This window comes from Plantactinospora sp. DSM 117369, assembly GCF_053764795.1.
The window spans coordinates 2121079-2138719 of the sequence record NZ_CM132446.1; the positions used below are offsets into that span (position 1 = coordinate 2121079).

13 protein-coding genes and 2 pseudogenes are annotated in these 17641 nt (G+C 73.3%); 10 read left to right on the forward strand and 5 right to left on the reverse strand.

Features of this window, described 5'->3' with window-relative positions; translation table 11 throughout:
- Positions 1 to 261: 261 nt before the first annotated feature.
- The 4 genes from ACSMXO_RS09455 to ACSMXO_RS09470 form a co-directional block, all read right to left on the reverse strand.
- Positions 262 to 507: a CPCC family cysteine-rich protein gene (locus ACSMXO_RS09455; protein WP_346256025.1), complete on the reverse strand. Its 246-nt coding sequence runs from the start codon at positions 505 to 507 to the stop codon at positions 262 to 264.
- Between the two features lie 143 nt (positions 508 to 650).
- Complete coding sequence (locus ACSMXO_RS09460) at positions 651 to 1427, reverse strand: SAM hydrolase/SAM-dependent halogenase family protein (protein ID WP_455417411.1); 777 nt, start codon at positions 1425 to 1427, stop codon at positions 651 to 653.
- Between the two features lie 208 nt (positions 1428 to 1635).
- Positions 1636 to 2571 carry a siderophore-interacting protein gene (locus tag ACSMXO_RS09465; protein WP_455417412.1) on the reverse strand — a complete coding sequence of 312 codons (936 nt, stop codon included), beginning with the start codon at positions 2569 to 2571 and terminating at the stop codon, positions 1636 to 1638.
- A gap of 617 nt (positions 2572 to 3188) precedes the next feature.
- The gene (locus tag ACSMXO_RS09470) at positions 3189 to 7889 is read right to left on the reverse strand and encodes an Lhr family helicase (RefSeq protein ID WP_455417413.1); all 4701 of its coding nucleotides are present in this window, start codon (positions 7887 to 7889) and stop codon (positions 3189 to 3191) included.
- 172 nt (positions 7890 to 8061) lie between these two features.
- Here ACSMXO_RS09470 and ACSMXO_RS09475 point away from each other — a divergent pair.
- The 9 genes and pseudogenes from ACSMXO_RS09475 to ACSMXO_RS09515 all read left to right on the forward strand — a co-directional run.
- Positions 8062 to 8409 (forward strand): annotated as a pseudogene (locus tag ACSMXO_RS09475) (hypothetical protein); the annotation flags it as partial.
- A gap of 437 nt (positions 8410 to 8846) precedes the next feature.
- Positions 8847 to 11756 carry a Na+/H+ antiporter subunit A gene (locus ACSMXO_RS09480; protein ID WP_455417414.1) on the forward strand — a complete coding sequence of 970 codons (2910 nt, stop codon included), beginning with the start codon at positions 8847 to 8849 and terminating at the stop codon, positions 11754 to 11756.
- Positions 11753 to 12247, forward strand: a complete 495-nt coding sequence (locus ACSMXO_RS09485) for a Na(+)/H(+) antiporter subunit C (RefSeq protein WP_346256029.1) — start codon at positions 11753 to 11755, stop codon at positions 12245 to 12247. Before ACSMXO_RS09480 ends, ACSMXO_RS09485 begins: the two co-directional genes overlap by 4 nt.
- On the forward strand, positions 12244 to 13749 hold the full coding sequence (locus ACSMXO_RS09490; protein WP_455417415.1) for a Na+/H+ antiporter subunit D: 1506 nt from the start codon (positions 12244 to 12246) through the stop codon (positions 13747 to 13749). Before ACSMXO_RS09485 ends, ACSMXO_RS09490 begins: the two co-directional genes overlap by 4 nt.
- Positions 13746 to 14450 carry a Na+/H+ antiporter subunit E gene (locus ACSMXO_RS09495; RefSeq protein ID WP_455417416.1) on the forward strand — a complete coding sequence of 235 codons (705 nt, stop codon included), beginning with the start codon at positions 13746 to 13748 and terminating at the stop codon, positions 14448 to 14450. Before ACSMXO_RS09490 ends, ACSMXO_RS09495 begins: the two co-directional genes overlap by 4 nt.
- Positions 14447 to 14707 (forward strand): monovalent cation/H+ antiporter complex subunit F, encoded by a 261-nt coding sequence (locus tag ACSMXO_RS09500; protein ID WP_455417417.1) that lies wholly within the window; start codon positions 14447 to 14449, stop codon positions 14705 to 14707. The genes ACSMXO_RS09495 and ACSMXO_RS09500 overlap by 4 nt, the downstream gene beginning before the upstream one ends.
- Positions 14704 to 15066 carry a monovalent cation/H(+) antiporter subunit G gene (mnhG, locus tag ACSMXO_RS09505; RefSeq protein ID WP_455417418.1) on the forward strand — a complete coding sequence of 121 codons (363 nt, stop codon included), beginning with the start codon at positions 14704 to 14706 and terminating at the stop codon, positions 15064 to 15066. The genes ACSMXO_RS09500 and mnhG overlap by 4 nt, the downstream gene beginning before the upstream one ends.
- Before the next feature lie 111 nt (positions 15067 to 15177).
- A pseudogene (locus tag ACSMXO_RS09510) lies at positions 15178 to 15453 on the forward strand (VOC family protein); the annotation flags it as partial.
- Between the two features lie 19 nt (positions 15454 to 15472).
- Positions 15473 to 16576: a tetratricopeptide repeat protein gene (locus tag ACSMXO_RS09515; protein ID WP_455417419.1), complete on the forward strand. Its 1104-nt coding sequence runs from the start codon at positions 15473 to 15475 to the stop codon at positions 16574 to 16576.
- 29 nt (positions 16577 to 16605) lie between these two features.
- On the opposite strand, the gene ACSMXO_RS09520 is transcribed toward ACSMXO_RS09515, so the two are convergent.
- The gene (locus ACSMXO_RS09520) at positions 16606 to 16839 is read right to left on the reverse strand and encodes a transposase family protein (RefSeq protein ID WP_455419206.1); all 234 of its coding nucleotides are present in this window, start codon (positions 16837 to 16839) and stop codon (positions 16606 to 16608) included.
- A 132-nt stretch (positions 16840 to 16971) separates the two neighbouring features.
- On the opposite strand from ACSMXO_RS09520, the gene ACSMXO_RS09525 reads away from it, so the two are divergent.
- The gene (locus ACSMXO_RS09525; RefSeq protein WP_455417420.1) at positions 16972 to 17508 is read left to right on the forward strand and encodes an AAA family ATPase; all 537 of its coding nucleotides are present in this window, start codon (positions 16972 to 16974) and stop codon (positions 17506 to 17508) included.
- Positions 17509 to 17641 lie beyond the last annotated feature (133 nt).

The following is a 17641-nucleotide window of genomic DNA, read 5'->3' on the forward strand; positions in this document are numbered from 1 at the left end:
GGCGGTCGCGCTCACACCGCCGCTGGACGTCCGAAGCCGCCGCGCGGCCACCGGAGTCGCTGCGTGACGTTCGGAGTCGCTACGCGCCCGTCCGGCGTCGCCACGTGGCCGTCCGGAGCCGCTACGCGGCCGTCCGGAGCCGTGCGGGCGGAAGAAGGTGCTCCCGGGGGGTGTGGCTGTGGGTGGCCGGTCGCCGAGGCGGGCCCCTCGGGGGACGGCGGCGTGGCGGCGGAGCCGCGCCCTACCGCCGCCCACCCAGGTTCAGGGCAACTCCTCGGGACGGGGCTGGCGGACCGCGTCCTGGTAACGCGGGTGGCTCGCGCCGTAGATGGCGTAGTTGAGCCGGGCGTCTGACAGGCTCAGGTCACCGTTGGGGCCGCCCCGGGCGGTGCCGGCATTCTGGTCGGTGGAACCGTCGTCGGTCCAGAAGCAGATCGGGCAGGTGCCGCCGCCGGTCCGGTGCGCGCAGCATGGGCAGGCGGCGACATCGATCGTTTGTTTCCCCACGCGGTAAGCATTTCACAGCAGCCGGGCGCGGGCACAGTAGACAGTTTTGTCATCCTTTTCGGCTCCACCGGCCGATTCCGGGCGCTGTCGGTGGCTCGACGCAGGCGGTGCGTGGGCCGGGTCGGCGCCGCTCGGCGCGGCGCTCACTCCAGCCGCAGCACGGCGCCCGGGCTGACCCCGAGGAGTTCGTCGGCGCGGCCCCCGTTGACCGCCACCGCCAGGTGGTCGGCCGAGTCCGGATAGACGACGAGTTCGCCGGTCGGGGCATCCCCGAAGGTGCCGCCCCGGACCGCCCGGCGCGCACCGATCCGGACCACCGGACCGAGGTGCCGCAGTGCGGAGCCGGGGGCGGCGAGTTGGACGTTGCCGTAATGGTCGACGGTCAGCACCTCGGCCTCCAGCCAGCCGTCGCCCTCCAGCAGCACCGGCTCGGGGAGCCGTACCAGGGTCGCGGGGTCGACGGCCGGGCCGGCGTCGGTCAGGGGTGCGCCGAGCGCGAACCGGGCGGCGGCGGGGGCGAAGACGTCCCGGCCGTGGAAGGTGCGGGACGGGTCGGGGAACCATTCCGCGCTGGTCAGCTCCACCGCCTCGACGATGCCGCCGAGTACGCCCGCGGCCCGGGGGAGCAGCCCGTTGTCCGGCCCGACCAGCAGTCCGCCGGGGGTACCCAACGCGACGCCGCGCCGCGCCGTCCCCACGCCCGGGTCGACCACCGCCACGTGTACCGCCGGCGGAAGGTGTTCCACGGTCTGGGCCAGTACGGTGGCGCCGCGGGCGATGTCCCCGGGCGGGACCAGATGGCTGACGTCGATCACCCGGACGGCCGGGGCGATCCGGGCGACCACTCCGTGACAGGCGGCCACGAACCCGTCGGAGAGGCCGTAGTCGGTGGTCAGGCTGAGCCATGCGTAATCGGACACAGCCGGAAGGGTAGCCCCCGGTGGCGGTGCGGCCCGGCGGAGCAGCGCGGGTCGTCGAGCAGCTCTGGGAGTACGCCGGGCACGTGCCAGCCTGATCTTCCTCCAGGTGCTCGACATCGCCGACCTGGACCATCTCGCCCTGATCGCCGCGGAGGTGGCGCCCCGGCTCTGAGCCGAGCCCGCAGTGCTGACCGGGGCGCGGCTGGCGTCAGGCCGCGTCGTCCGCCTTGCCGAGTCGCCAGTAGCCCATGAAGGCGACCGACTCCCGGTCCAGGCCGCGCTCCGAGACGAGGTGCCGGCGCAGCGCCCGGATCACCCCGGACTCGCCGGCCAGCCACGCGTAGTGCCCGCCGCTGGAGAGGCCGACCGGCACCTCCCACAGCTCGTCGTCCACGGCCTCGTCCGGGGCGTCGGACCGGGTCGGCCGGTCCGCCGGGAGGAGCCGTTCGGCGGCGGCCCGGACCGCCGGGACCAGCAGGCTGCCGTGCGCCGCACCCGAGCGGGGCAGCCAGGTCACGGTCACCAGCGGCGGGGCCGGCAGGTCGAGCACGTCGGCCGGGTCCGGGACCTCCAGCAGTACCTCGCCGCGGCAGTGTGCCGGCAACCGTTCGACGATCGCGGCGATCGCCGGTACCGCCGTCTCGTCCCCGGCCAGCAGCAGCGTGCGGGTGGTCAGTGCGGGCTGGAACTCCCGGCCGCCGTGATCACCGAGGTAGCCGTGGTCCGGCCCCATGATGACGATCCGGTCGCCCGGTGTGGCGGCCAGTGCCCAGCGGGCCGCCGGTCCGTGTGCGCCGTACGGGCCGCCATCGGGGTGCAGCACGATGTCGACGTCGACCTCGCGGGCCTCCCGGCGCACCGCCCTGGTGGTGTAGGTGCGGAACGGGTTGCGCAGCTCGGTGGGGAGGGCCCGCCAGCGCGGGTACCAGTCGGTGCCGGTCGGCAGGTGGCGGAAGCCGTGCACCGAGATCGGGAAGACGAGTTTGATCCGCTGGTCGTAGCCGGGGTCGGCGAAGGTGTCGAAGTCGTCTCCGGTGAAGGTGACCCGGAGGAAGGACGGGCTCAGCCGGTGCAGCCGGACGACCTCGGCCGGGAAGAGCCGCCACGGGGCGACGAGCGACGGGGCGGTGGAAAGCTCGGTCATCTGGCCAACCTCTCGGTACGCGACGCCGGCAGACTCGCGAGCGCGGCGTGTCGTTAGGTTAGCCTAACCTGGCTGCAAAGTCAGTCGGGGAGTCGGACTCCGTGGTCGGGGTGCGCCTTCTCACTGCCCCACCCGCCTGGCCGACTCTGGCGGACGGTGACCGATCCGCTGGCAACTGCCCTACACCTTCGCCTGCCTCACCCACCTACGCCCCGCCGACCCGCGGCCGAACGCCCAAGCCTGAGATGAGGGTGGCGATCGTCAGACCGATTCCGTGGATGAGCAGCAGCACGAGAACCACCACGTACCCGAGAAGGAGGCCCCCGAGGCGCGGGGCCGACCATCGGGTCTGGACCTGTGCCGCGGCATCGTCGGGCGGGTGCTGGTGGAGCGAGCCCGGGCAAGGTCGTTGTTCGAGGGGTGCCATGGGGCTTAGCGGTATGGGCCGGTGCCCCCATGCCCCATCCGCTCTCGACCTGGAGAACAACAGCGTGGCTCCGACATCTCTGATGGAACCTACACAGGGGACGCGGCGCCTCAGCCGAGCCGGCCGACCTGCTCGGGCACCGGCACATCGGCGAAGGCCATCCCGTCGGACGGCCGGCGGACCTTCCGGATCAGCCGCGCAGACGCAGCCCGCGCGGCGTGGTCCGGAAGCCGGCGGCGGTGAGCGCGTCGCGCAGGGGCGAGGCGTGCACCGAACCACCGTCGGCGCGTTCCACCGCCAGTGCACCGAGCGCGCCGGAGCTGACCGCCGAGCCGAGCGCCTGGGCGGCGGCGGTCAGCGCCTCGCCGTCGTCGGTGAACGAGAGCAGGGTCCGGCCGCCGCGCTCCACATAGAGCACCAGCGCGCCGCCGACCAGCACCACCAGGGCACCCGCCTTACGCCCGGCCCGGTGCCCGGTCGCCGTACCGGCGGAACCGCCGTCGGGTTCGACCGTGCCGTCGCCGGAGTCGACTACCCGGGCCGGCCAGGGCAGCGCGGCGCCGTACGGGTTGGCCGGGTCGGTGGCGGCCAGCACCCGGGCCCCGCCGGCCCGACGGCGCAGCTCCTCCGGCTCGGCGAGCGCCCGAAGCCGGTCCACCGCGCCGGGCACCGCGAACTGTGCCGCGCCGAGCCCCTCGACGAAGTAGCCACGGCGGGCCGCCCCGCGCTCCTCCAGTGCGGAGAGCACCGGATAGACCGCGGCGAAGCCGCCGGACACTCCCTCGGCGACCACCGCTCCCCGGGTCACGACCCCGTGCCGTTCCAGCAGTACGTCGGCGAGCGCGGCAGCACGTCGGGTCGGATCGGTGTCCCGGCCGGGGAGCCGGGACCAGCGCCCGGCGACCGTCGGTGGCCCGCCCCGGGCCGGCAGTGCGGGGCGGCCCGGCCGCCGGTAGCGGGTCCGGGGCGCGCCGGTACGCGGCCGGTGCGCACCCCCGCCCCCGAGTACGGCGCGCAGCGGCGCCAGGGTGTCGTTGGTCAGCCAGCCGGCCCAGACCAGCTCCCACACCACCCCGACCAGCGTCGCGTCGTCGACCGGGGCGGCAGCGGCGCCGGCGACCCGCCCGTCGGCGGCGACCCGTTCGGCCAGTGACCGGAAGAACAGCGCCTGCCCGTCGCCGAGCGCCGCCAACGCCGCCTCGTGCAGCGGGGTCAGCGCCAGCGCCTCGTCCGGCGGCGGCAGCAGCAGGGCGGCGCTGTCGGCGTACGCCAGGGTGACCCAGCCGTCGCCCCGGCCGATCGCGCCGGAACCCGCCCACACCACCTCGCCGCTGGCGCAGAGCTCGTCGAGATAGCCGGGGGAGTAGTCGGCGACCCGGGCGGGCAGGACCAGGCTCTCCAGCGCGGACGCCGGCACCGCGGCCCCCTGCAACTGCTCCACCACGGCGGCGACCGCCTCGACGCCCCGGGCGGCCGCACCGACCTGCTGCCACCGGGGCAGGAAGGTGGCCAGCGCCTGGGCCGGCACCGGCTCGATCTCCCGGCGCAGCGCGGCCAGGGAACGGCGGCGCAGCAGGCGGAGCACCTCGGCATCGCACCACTCCGGACCGGCGCCGGTCGGCGAGAACTCGCCGGAGACCACCCGCCCGTCGGCGCCGAGCCGGCGCAGCGTCTGCTCCACCACGAAGACGCCGAGCCCGAACCGGGCCGCGCAGGTGCTTGCGGCGAAGGGGCCGTGCGTGCGGGCGTACCGGGCGACGAGATCGCCGAGCGGGTCGGCCACCGGTTCGAGGTACGCCTGCGCCACTCCCACCGGCAGGGCCACGCCGAGTGCATCCCGGTAGCGACCGGCGTCCTCGACCCCGATCCAGCGCTCCTGACCGGCGACCCGGACCCGGAGGATCCGCCGGGCCGCCGCCAGCCCGGTCAGCCACTCCGGCGCGACTCCGCGTTCGGCCAGCTCGGCGTCGGAGAGGTCGCCGAGCAGCCGGAGCAGCTCGACCGCGTCCTCGGCGTCCCGGGGCCGGCGCTGCTCGGTCAGCCAGCGCAACTGCCGCTCGGTCTCCGTCACCACCGTCGGGTCGAGCAGCTCCCGCAGGTCGACCCGGCCGAGCAGCTCGCCGAGCAGGGCCGAGTCGAGCGCCAGCGCGGCGGCCCGTCGCTCGGCCAGCGGGGCGTCACCCTCGTAGAGGAAAGCGCCGACGTAGCCGAAGAGCAGCGAGCGGGCGAACGGCGACGGCCGGGGCGTCTCCACCTCGACCAGCCGGACTTTGCGGGCGGCCACCTCCCGCATCAGCGACACCAGGCCGGGCAGGTCGAAGACGTCCTGGAGGCACTCCCGGGCCGCCTCCAGGGTGATCGGGAAGTCGGCGTACTCCCGGGCGACGTCGAGCAGCTGGGCGGCGCGTTGACGCTGCTGCCAGAGCGGCTGGCGGCGGCGCGGGTCGCGGCGGGGCAGCAGCAGGGCACGGGCGGCACACTCCCGGAACCGGGCGGCGAACAGGGCGGACCCGCCCACCGACTCCTCCACCAGGGCGGCGATCTCGTCGGGGTCGAAGGCCACCAGCTCGGCGCCGGGCGGATCGTCGGCGGTGTCGGGCAGCCGGACGACGATGCCGTCGTCGGAGGGGACCACCTGGGCGTCGACGCCGTACCGCTCGGTGAGCCGGCGGGCGATGGCCAGCGCCCACGGCCCGTTGACCCGGGCGCCGAGCACGCAGTGCACGGCCAGCCGCCAGTCGCCCAACTCGTCGCGGAAGCGCTCGACGAGTATCGTCCGGTCGTCCGGCACCGACCGGGTGGCGGCCTGCTGCTCGCGAAGGTACGCCACCAGGTTGCCGGCGGCCCAGTCGTCCAACCCGCCGGAGCGGAGCGCGGCGCGGGCCGCCTCGTCGTCGGCCCGGACCAGTCCGCGCAGCCGGTTGCCGAGCGCCCGGCCCAGCTCGACCGGGCGGCCGAGCTGGTCGCCCTTCCAGAACGGCATCCGAGCCGCCTGGCCGGGTGCGGGCGAGACCAGCACCCGGTCCGGGGTGATGTCCTCGATCCGCCAGGACGACGAGCCGAGCAGGAAGACGTCGCCGACCCGGGACTCGTAGACCATCTCCTCGTCCAGCTCACCCACTCGGGCGGCCCGCTCGGCACCGGCCAGGAAGACCCCGAAAAGTCCCCGGTCGGGAATGGTGCCGCCGCTGGTCACCGCCAGCCGTTGCGCGCCGGGTCTGCCGGTGAGCAGGTCGGCGACCCGGTCCCAGACCAGCCGGGGACGCAGTTCGGCGAAGGCGGTGGACGGGTAGCGCCCGGAGAGCATGTCGAGTACGGCGTGCAGGGCCGAGTCGGGCAGTTCGGCGAAGGGTGCGGCACGACGGATCAGCGCGGTGAGGTCGGCGACCCGCCACTCGTCGAGGGCGACCATCGCGACGATCTGCTGGGCGAGCACGTCCAGCGGGTTGCGAGGATAGTGCAGCTCCTCGATGGCGCCGTCGGTCATCCGCTCCGCCACCACCGCGCAGGAGAGCAGGTCGCCCCGGTGCTTGGGGAAGACCACGCCCCGGGAGACCGCGCCGACCTGGTGCCCCGCCCGGCCGACCCGTTGCAGGCCGGCCGCGACGCTCGGCGGGGCCTCGATCTGCACCACCAGGTCGACGGCGCCCATGTCGATGCCGAGCTCCAGGCTGGAGGTGGCGACCACCGCCGGCAACTGGCCGGACTTGAGCGCCTCCTCGATGTGCCGGCGCTCCTCCCGGGAGACGCTGCCGTGGTGCGCCCGGGCGATCACCGGCGCCGCTCCGGTCGCCGCGCCCGACTGCGCCATGATCTCCGCCGGCAGCCGGGGCGGTGCCGCCGGCCGAACCGGCGCGGGCCGGTCGTCTCCGGCCCGGCCGGTGGAGGGCGGCCGGTCGTCCCCGGCTCGGCCCGGGAAGGGCGGGCGGCCGTCCGCGGCCCCGTCGGTCGGGTCGGGGGCCAACTCGGCCTCGTCGGCGGCCAGCTCGTTCAGCCGGGCGCAGAGCCGCTCGGCGCTGCGCCGGGAGTTGGTGAAGACGATGGTCGACCGGTGCGACCGGACCAGGTCGTAGACCCGCTCCTCGACCGCCGGCCAGATCGACGCGCGGCGCGGGGTGCCGAACTCGTCCTCCGGCGCCTCCTGCTCGTCCAGCCGGGTCATGTCCTCGACCGGCACCTGCACGCTGACCTCGATGGTCTTCGCGGTCTCGGGCTGCACCACGGTGACCGGCCGGGCGCCGCCGAGGAACCGTGCGGTGGCGTCGATCGGGCGCACCGTGGCGGAGAGCCCGATCCGCTGCGCGGGGGCGGGCAGCAGGGCGTCCAGCCGCTCCAGGGAGAGGGCCAGGTGGGCGCCGCGCTTGGTGCCGGCGACCGCGTGCACCTCATCGACGATCACGGTCTGCACGCCGCGCAGCGAGTCCCGGGCGGCGGAGGTGAGCAGCAGGAAGAGCGACTCCGGCGTGGTGATCAGGATGTCCGGCGGGGTACGCGCGAACGCCCGCCGCTCGTCGGCCGGGGTGTCCCCGGTCCGCATCCCGACGGTGATCTCGGGCGGCGGGATGCCCAGCCGGGCCGCCGCCTGCCGCATGCCGGTGAGCGGGGTGCGCAGGTTGCGCTCGACGTCGACGGCGAGCGCCTTCAGCGGGCTGACGTAGACCACCCGGCAGCGGTGCCGGGGGTCGGCCGGGACCGGCTCGCGGGCCAGCCGGTCCAGCGACCAGAGGAACGCGGCGAGGGTCTTGCCGGAGCCGGTCGGTGCGACCACCAGGGCGTTGCGGCCGGCGCCGACCGCACGCCACGCACCGGCCTGGGCATCGGTGGGCGCGGCGAACGCGGCGCCGAACCACTCCCGGGTCGCCGCGCCGAACGTCGCCAGCACATCACTCACCGACCCATCGTGCCCGGTCGGTCCGACAGGTTCACCGGAACGGTTGTCCGCATGCCCGGTTGATCGTTGTTTTCGCCTGAGATGAGGGCTAAGTCTCACTTAACTGCTTGCGAATGAAGTGCGACATACAGTAACTTCTCCGAAACCCAAGCTCGGCGCCAAGGGGGTACGGATGACCGGCGTTCCGCGCGACGTCCCCGAAGCCACGGACGTGCTGACCCGTCGGGTCGAGACCTACCTGACCGTGGCGCGGGCCGGTCTGCGCGGCGCCGACCTCGAACTCGCCGAGCGGCTCGTCGATTCGCTGCGCCAGTTGGTGGCGGCCACCGCCACCGCCAGCGCGGCGGACCGGGCCCGGGTCCGGGCGGCGGTGCACGCCCTGGTGCTACGCCGCGAGGCGCACGGCCGGGTGCTGCCCCGGCGCTCCCTCGCCGGCGCCCAGCAGGTGATCAACCAGGTCGTCCGGCACCTCGGCCGGGCCGACCTGGTGGTGCCGTCCACACCCGACGTCCCGGACGGCACGGCCGCCAGCGCCCCCCTGGACGGCGGCCCGGCACCGGCCCTCCGTGACCAGGGTTCCGCGCACGGCCTCGACTCGCCGTGCGCCGTCGGGTAACACCTCCGACCCGCGCACCCCGGCCCGCCCGGTAGTCCCGCCACCGCCGGCCCGGATCGCCGGGTGGCTCTTCGGGCCGCCGGCCCGGATCGCCGGGTGGCTCTTCGGGCCGCCGGCCGCGCCCGCCCAGCGGCTCGAACCGGCGGGCGATCCCTCGCGCCAGCGGCGCCACCCGCCGACCCGGGACCGCCGCCGGACCGGCCGGGCCGCATGATCGCCCATCCCAGGTCCCACTCGGGTGGTTTCGGGCAATTCCGCGTGTCGAGCCGGACTCTGGCGTGTGATCTGTCTGAGTCCACGTCCTCGCCGCCGGACCGTGCCGACACCCACCTGGAGTACGCATGCTGATGCTGCTGGCGCTGCACCTGGTGGCTGCGGCGCTGGCGCCCGCATTGGTGCGCCGGTGGGGACGCCGGGCCTTCCTGCCGCTGGCGGTCGCCCCGGCCAGCGCGTTCGGCTGGGCGCTCGGGTACGCCGGCACCGTCCGGGACGGCAGGGCGGTCGTCGAGGTGTACCCCTGGGTGCCGGAACTCGGTCTCGAACTGGCGTTGCGGGTCACCACCCTGTCCTGGCTGCTGATGCTGCTGGTCGGCGGGATCGGCGCCCTGGTGCTGGTCTACTGCGTCCGCTACTTCGACGCCGACGAGCCCGGGCTCGGCCGGTTCGCCGCCGTCTTCGTCGGCTTCGCCGGAGCCATGCTCGGGGTGGTGGTCGCCGACGACCTGCTGCTGCTCTACGTCTGCTGGGAACTGACCAGCGTCTTCTCCTACCTGCTGATCGCGCACCACCCGGAGCAGCAGGCCAGCCGGCGGTCGGCGAACCAGGCGCTGCTGGTGACCACCCTGGGCGGCCTGGTCATGCTGGTCGGCTTCGTCATGCTCGGCCAGCACGCCGGCACGTACCGGTGGTCGGAGATCGCGGCCCGGCCGCCGCCGCCCGGCGGGTACCTCGGGATCGCGGTGGTGCTGATCCTGGTGGGCGCGCTCAGCAAGTCGGCGATCTTCCCGACCAGCTTCTGGCTGCCGGCCGCGATGGCCGCACCCACCCCGGTCAGCGCCTACCTGCACGCCGCCGCGATGGTGAAGGCCGGCGTCTACCTGGTCGCGCTGCTCGCCCCCGCGTACGCGCAGGTCGGCCCGTGGCGCCCGGTGATCTACGTGACCGGGATCGTCACCATGCTGGCCGGCGGCTGGGCCGCGCTGCGCCAGGTCGACCTGAAGCTGCTGCTGGCGTACGGCACGGTCAGCCAGCTCGGGCTGCTGGTCGTCCTCGTCGGCGCCGGCACCCCGGACGCCGCGCTCGCCGGCGTGGCGATGCTGCTCGGGCACGCCCTGTTCAAGGCGGCCCTGTTCCTGGTGGTCGGGATCGTCGACCGGCGGGCCGGTACCCGGGACCTGACCGTGCTCTCCGGGCTGTACCGGCGGATGCCGCTGGTCTGCGCGACCGCCGTACTTGGCGCGGCCTCGATGGCCGGGGTACCGCCGCTGATCGGGTTCGTCGCCAAGGAGGCGGTCCTCGGGGCGTTCACCGGCGACCCGGTGCTGCTCGCCGCGCTGCTGCTCGGCGCCGTACTGACCGCCGCGTACAGCGCCCGGTTCGGCTGGGGGGCGTTCGCCGGTCGCTCACCATCCGGGGAGGCGACTCCGATCCGCCCGGTCGAGACCGTCCTGCTCGCCCCGGCGGCTCTGCTCGCCGTCGCCGGGCTGGTGCTGGGGGTACTGGCCGGGCCGATCGGCGATGCGCTCGCCGGCTATCCCCGCTCGTTCGGGCCGATCGCGCACCAGCTCACCTTCGTGCCGGCGCCGGGGCCGGTCCTGGGCATGTCGCTGCTGGCTCTGGTCGGTGGCCTGTTGGTCTTCGCGTCGCGCGGCGCGGTCGGCGTGGTGCAGGCCCGGGTGCGGGCACCGTTCGACGGGGACACCGCCTACCAGGTGCTGAGCCGGGGGTTCGACCGGGTCGCGGTGGCGGTCACCGGTGCGACGCAGCGGGGTTCGCTGCCGCAGTACCTCGGCATCATCCTGCTGGCCCTGGTGCTCGTGCTGGGCGGCGCGCTGCTGCGCGGCCCGTGGCCGGACCGGGTCGGCTCCCCGCACCATCCGTTGCAGGCCGTCGTCGGGGTGGTGCTCGGGGTCGCCGCGGTGCTCACCGTGCGGGCCCGGCGCCGGCTCACCGCGGTGATCCTGGCCGGCGTCACCGGTTACTGCACCGCCATGCTGTTCGTGCTGCACGGGGCACCCGACCTGGCGTTGGCCCAGTTCCTGGCGGAGACCGTCACCATTGTGATCTTCGTGTTGGTGCTGCGCCGGCTGCCGGCCCGGTTCTCGGTGCGGCCGCTGCGGCGCAGCCGGTGGAGCCGGCTCGCCGTCGGTGTGGCGGTCGGGGCCGTGGTCACCGCGACGGCCGTGGTCGCGACCGGGGCACGGCGGGCGCCACCGGTCTCGGCCGAGTTTCCCGGGCCGGCGCTCTCCTTCGGGTACGGCCGCAACGTCGTCAACGTCACCCTGGTGGACATCCGGGCCTGGGACACCATGGGCGAGATCGCCGTGCTGGTGGTGGCGGCGACCGGAGTGGCCAGCCTGATCTTCCAGCGTCGACGCGGTCCGGACCGGCCCCGGCGGGACGACCTGCCGCCGCCCGGAGCCGAGCGGGCCTGGCTGCGGGCCGGGCCGACGCTGCGGACCCGGCGCCGCTCGATCGTCTTCGAGGTGGTCGTCCGGCTGATCTTCCACACCATCGTGCTCTTCTCCATCTTCCTGCTCTTCTCCGGCCACAACGCCCCGGGCGGCGGCTTCGTCGGCGGCCTGGTGGCCGGGCTCGCGCTCGCGGTCCGCTATCTCGCCGGTGGCCGGCACGAACTCGACCAGGCGGCCCCGGTCGACGCCGGGCTGCTGCTCGGGGTCGGCCTCTTCGTGGCGGTCGGCACCGGCCTGCTGGCCATGTCCACGGGTGGGGAGGTGCTGCGCAGCAGTCTCCTGGAGCCGGAGCTGCCGCTCGTCGGCGAACTGCACCTGGTCACCTCGATCTTCTTCGACATCGGCGTCTACCTGGTCGTGGTCGGCCTGATGCTGGACATCCTGCGCAGCCTCGGCGCCGAGGTGGACCGGCAGATCGAGGTGGAGGACGAGCCGGGCACCGGGCTGCGTACGGACCGGCCGGCGGGACCGGCGCAGCAGGCGGCGGCGGGTGCGGGGTCGCCGGACGCTCCGGGCGGTACGGACGCCGGGGCGGCCGGTACGGACGGCCGGCGATGACCCCGAACCTGGTGCTGGCGCTGGTCGTCGGGGTGCTGTTCGGCAGCGGGGTGGTGCTGCTGCTGGAGCGCAGCCTCAGCCGGGTGCTGATCGGCGTCATCCTGCTGACCAACGCCACCAACCTGCTGCTCCTGCTCGGCGGCCGGCCCGGTGGGGCGCCCATCCTCGGGGTCACGCCGGGCGCGGAGATGAGCGACCCGCTGGCCCAGGCCATGGTGCTGACCGCCATCGTGATCACCCTGGGTCTGACCGCGTTCCTGCTGGCGATGGCGTACCGGAGCTGGCAGCTGACCGGGCACGACGAGGTACGCGACGACCCGGAGGACCGCCGGATCGTCCGCCGTGCGCAGCGGCACGAGCTCGCCGGCCCGGACGACAACGTCGGTGAGGGGCCGTGGCCACCGGCCGGTGGGGTGATGGGCACCGACCCGGAGCAGGTCGACCCGGAGCCGCCGCCCCGCCGGCTCGACGGCGAGGCGGGCAAGGCATGAACTACCTGGTACCGCTGCCGGTGGTCGTACCGTTGTTCGGCGCGGCGCTGACCCTGGTGCTGGGCCGCCGGCCGATCGCGCAGCGGGCGATCAGCGTCACCGCCCTGGTGATCACCCTGGTCGTCGCGGGCATGCTGCTCTGGCGCGCGCACTGGCACGGCCCGCTGGTGGTGCACGTCGGCGGCTGGCCCGCCCCGCTCGGCATCGTCCTGGTCGCCGACCAGTTGGCCACGCTGATGCTGGTGGTCTCGGCGGCGGTGACGCTCTGCGTGCTGCTCTACTCGATCGGCGAGGACCGGGCCGATCCCGGCGAGCACGCCCCGGTGGTGATCTACCACCCCACCTATCTGGTGATGACGGCCGGGGTGACCAACGCCTTCCTCGCCGGCGACCTGTTCAACCTCTTCGTCGGCTTCGAGGTGCTGCTGTCGGCCAGCTACGTGCTGCTCACCCTCGGCGGCACCGAGGAGCGCATCCGGGCCGGCACCACGTACGTCGTGGTCGGCCTGGTGTCGTCGCTGATCTTCCTCACCGCGATCGGCCTGGTGTACGCCTCCACCGGCACGCTGAACCTCGCCCAGTTGGTGGGCCGGCTCGACGCCCTCCCGGCCGACCTGCGGCTGGCGCTGCACGGCGTACTGCTGCTCGCCTTCGCCATCAAGGCGGCGGTCTTCCCGCTGGCGGCCTGGCTCCCGGACAGCTATCCGACCGCCCCGGCCCCGGTCACCGCGGTCTTCGCCGGCCTGCTGACCAAGATCGGCATCTACGCCATCATCCGGACCGAGACGCTGCTCTTTCCCGGCGGCCGTGCCGCCGATCTGCTGCTGGTGCTGGCCCTGCTCACCATGCTGGTCGGCATCCTGGGCGCGGTCGCGCAGTCCGACATCAAGCGGCTGCTGTCGTTCACCCTGGTCAGCCACATCGGATATCTGCTCTTCGGGGTGGCACTGACCTCGGGGCCCGGGCTGGCCGCCGCGATCTTCTACGTGGTGCACCACATCACCGTGCAGACCACCCTGTTCCTGGCGGCCGGGCTGGTCGAGCGGCGGGCCGGCAGCACCAACCTGGACCGGATCGGCGGGCTGGCCCGGACCGCTCCGTTGCTCGGGGTGCTGTTCCTGGTGCCGGCGCTGAACCTCTCCGGCATCCCGCCGTTCTCCGGGTTCCTCGGCAAGCTGGGGCTGATCCAGGCCGGGGTGTCGGCCGGCGGGGTGCTGCCCTGGCTGCTGGTGGTCGCCAGCACCCTGACCAGCCTGCTCACCCTCTACGCGACGACGAAGGTGTGGAGCCTGGCGTTCTGGCGTCCGCCCCGGCTGGTCGAGGCCGAGGCGTCGGCCCGGCTGCCCCGGCTGATGGTCGGCGCCACCACCGTACTGGTGCTGCTCGGGGTGGGGCTGACGGTGGCGGCCGGCCCGCTCTTCGGCGTCAGCGCCGAGGCCGCCGACGACCTGCGGCAACGCGTCCCGTACGTGCGGGCGGTCTTCCCCGGCGGCCCGCCGTGACCGGCGGCGCCCGGGCGGCCGCACCGGACCCGTCGCGCCGGGCCGTACCGGGCTGGCTGGTGCGCCGGGCCGTACCGGGCTGGCTGGCGCTGCGGCGCCGGCTGCCGGACCGGCGGCGCCGGCGGGCGCTGTGGCGCCGGTTCCCGGACCGGCGGCGCTGGCGGGATCATCTGATCACGGTCGGCTGGCTGGTCACGGTCTGGAGCCTGCTCTGGGGCGAGTTCACCGTCGGCAACCTGGTCGGCGGCGTGCTGGTGGCCGTGGTGATCCTGGTCTTCCTGCCACTGCCCCGGGTCACCTTCGGGGGCCGGCTCCGGCCGCTGGCGGTGGCCGGATTCGTCGGGCGGTTCGTCGTCGAACTCGTGGTCGCCAGCGTGCACGTCGGCTGGGTCGCGCTGCGCCCCGGGCAGCCCCGGAGCGCTATCGTCGCGGTCCGGCTGCGGGTGCGTACCGACCTCAACCTGGCACTGACCGCCGAGGTGCTGTCGCTGGTCCCCGGCACGCTGATCGTGGAGGCGGACCGGGAGACCGGGACGCTCTACGTGCACGTGCTGGACGTACGCGGCGCCGAGGACCTGGCCCGGAGCCGGGAACGCATCCTGGCCCTGGAGGCCCGCCTCGTCCGCGCCATCGGTTCCGAAACGGAACTGCGGCTGCTCTCGCCGACCACTGGAGACACCGAACCGGGAGGACCACCGTGACCGTTGCCCTCGTTGTCGTCGCCGTCCTGCTCTCGACCGCAGCGGCGCTGGCCCTGGTCCGCGTCGTACGCGGCCCGGCGCTGTTGGACCGGGTGGTCGCCGCCGAGGTGCTGATCTCGATCATGATCGGTGCGCTCGGCGTCGAGGCGGCCGTCACCCGGCACGCCACCACGCTGCCGATCCTGATCGTGCTCAGCACACTGGGCTTCGTCGGCTCGGTGGCCCTGGTGCGCTTCGCCGCCGGGGAGGAGGCGTGACCGGCGAGGTCGTGCTCGACGTGCTGGTCGGGGTCTTCCTGGTCGCCGGCGGGCTGCTGAGCCTGGTCGCCGGGATCGGGCTGGTCCGCTTCCCGGACGTGCTCAGCCGGATGCACGCGGCGACCAAACCGCAGGTGCTCGGCGTACTGCTGATCCTGTTGGCGCTGGCGGTGAGCCTGCGCAACGGCGCCGACCTGGCCACGCTGGCGCTGATCGGCGGATTCCAGCTCACCACCGCCCCGCTCGCGGCCCAGATGATCGGCCGGGCCGCGTACCGCACCGGGCGGGTCCACCGGGAGTCGCTGGACGTCGACGAACTGGCCGACCGCGACGACGCCGGCTCTGGCCCTGCCGGGTGAGCAATCCTGGCGGCCGAGCTGCCATCCGTACGTCCGGTCGGTGTCCGTCCTGCCTGGCGTGCACCTGCTCGGCCCGGGCGACGACGAAAAACCTGCCTCTATGCTGGGCCGATGGCGTCGGTCAGGCAGATCCAGGTCACCTTCGACTGTGCAGAACCTCAGCGGGTCGCTCGTTTCTGGTGCGAGGTGTTGGGGTACGTCGTACCGCCGCCACCGGAGGGGTTCGCTACCTGGGACGATTTCGATCGCACGCTGCCGCCTGAGCATCGGGGTGCAGCGTTCGCATGCCTTGATCCCACAGGTGTGGGCCCGCGACTGTTCTTCCAGCGCGTTCCCGAGGGGAAACCTGACGAACCAAGAACCGATTCGGGGTTCCCCGTGGCGACCGCCCCGGATTCGGCCGCTCATGCCGGGCGCCCTCGCGGTCGACGACGATGCGGCCAACGCGGCGCTCGACGACGCACAGGCAGCCTACGAGCGGGGCGACCACACCACAGCCGTGGCGGCAGTGAGGCTGGCCGCTCTACAGGACGACGACGACTACACGTGGTATGCCATTGAACATGCCGAGCAGTACGCGACCGAATGCGCCGGGTCGGGCAACCACGTTGCCGCCCTGCGGTACGTCGAAGCCATGCTGCGTTTTCCCGTCGAGCCCGACTGTCCCGAGCTGCGGCAAGCGGGCATTCTCGCCTACCAGGGGGAGATTGGCCGGGCCCGAGCCAGGTACCTACACCTGACCGACCACCCCAACTCCAACGTACGACTACTGGCCACCGGCCGCCTGCTCGCACTGCTCCAGGAGCAGGACAATCTCGCCGGCCCAGCGGACCGGGCCGGGGCCGCGAACGGCGGTACCGCGGCTTCCAACCCGGCTGCGCAGGCCCTGCTGGAGAGCCAGCTCGGCAAGATCCAGAGAAAGCGGGGCGACAGGGAGGGTGCGCTGCGGACCCTGCGGGCCGCCGCCGACAGTGGTGAGCAGTTCGCCCTATTCGGGTTCTCGAGTCGGGCCACCTACGACCTCGCCGGCACTTTCCGGGAGGAGGATCCCGATCGCGCCCGCGAACTTTACCCGCGGACACTTCGGATCCCTGTCGACGGTGAACCTGACACCGCCACTCCGGGCGCTGTCAGGATGTGTCTCGGCTCGCTGGCCAAGCGGAACCGCGACTGGCCAGAGGCGTCGCGCTGGTTCCAGCAGGTGATCGACTCCGGTGACCAGATCCAGACGGCTCTGGCGGCGGCGCACCTGGGCGAAATCGCGTACTGGCAGGAGGACCATGCCACTGCGGCGCGGTACTACGAACTCACGCTGGCCAGCAGAACCGAGAGCGCCGGTCTCGTGGGCGAGGCGGCGTACCGGCTCGGCGGAATACGGGCCGCCGAGGGCGACATCGATCGGGCGAGATCGCACCTGCTGCGGGCAGCCCGGTCCGGCCACAAAGGCTTCGCCGAACAGGCGGACCGGCTACTGCGCAGCCTCGCCCCCTCCGCCGGTGGTATTCAGTGAGGCCAGCCGGGAGGCTCAGTGAGCCATTTTCATCCTGCGTAGCGGTTGGCTTCGACGCGGTGCAAGACGAGGATGGCCTGCACGATCGCGGTGGTGCGGAGTGGGCAGCAGCGCGGCTTGGCCAGAATCTTCCAGGTCTTGAGCGTGGCGATGGCTCGTTCGCCGCGGGCTCGGATCCTCGTGTGCGCCCGGTTGACCGCCTTCTGCCGGCGGGACAGCTTCGGCCGGAAGCGGCGCCGAGGCTCCCGGTCGGGGCATCGGATCTTGGTCGACTGCTGTCTTACCTGGAGCCTCGCCCTCGTCGATCTCCGGACTCGCTGCACCCGCCCTGAGCTGCAAGATTAGCCTGGAAAAGGCTCAATGATGAGGCGTTCAGTCGGAAAAGCGGGGTGGTGATGAGGCGACCAACACTGTTCCTCACTGTGGGACTCCCATGCACCGGAAAGACCACTGCTGCTCGGCGCATCGAGGTCGAGCAGAAAGCACTTCGTCTCACGAAGGACGAATGGGTAAAGGCTCTCTACGGGCATGAGAATCCGCCATCGGCTCAGGACGTGATCGAAGGACGGCTCATCCAGATCGGACTGCGCGCCCTCGAACTCGGCAACAACGTCGTGATCGACTACGGCCTCTGGAGTCGAGACGAGCGCTCCGCTCTACGGCAGGCAGCAGCAGACCTAGGCGCGACGGTGGAGATGCGCTACTTCGAACTCACCCCAGCCGAGCAGCGGAGACGACTTGATCAGCGCCAAGTCGAAGCGCCACACACCACTTGGCCCATGTCCGACGAGGAACTCGCCGAGTGGGCTGCCAACATCGACATCCCGACGCCAGGCGAACTCGACGGCAGTGAACCCATTGATGACCCACCGGATGGATTCGCGACATGGGACGAGTGGCGCAGACACCGCTGGCCGCCGTCGGTCTCCTGACGCCTGCTCCTTGCAGCGCTGCCACGACCTGCATATCAAGCAGAAGAGGATGCCGCTGGGCGATCTCACGAACCGTGGCGGCCAAAGTCACCCATGGTCGATCGGGGTGATGTCGTGGCAGGCCGGGAAAGGC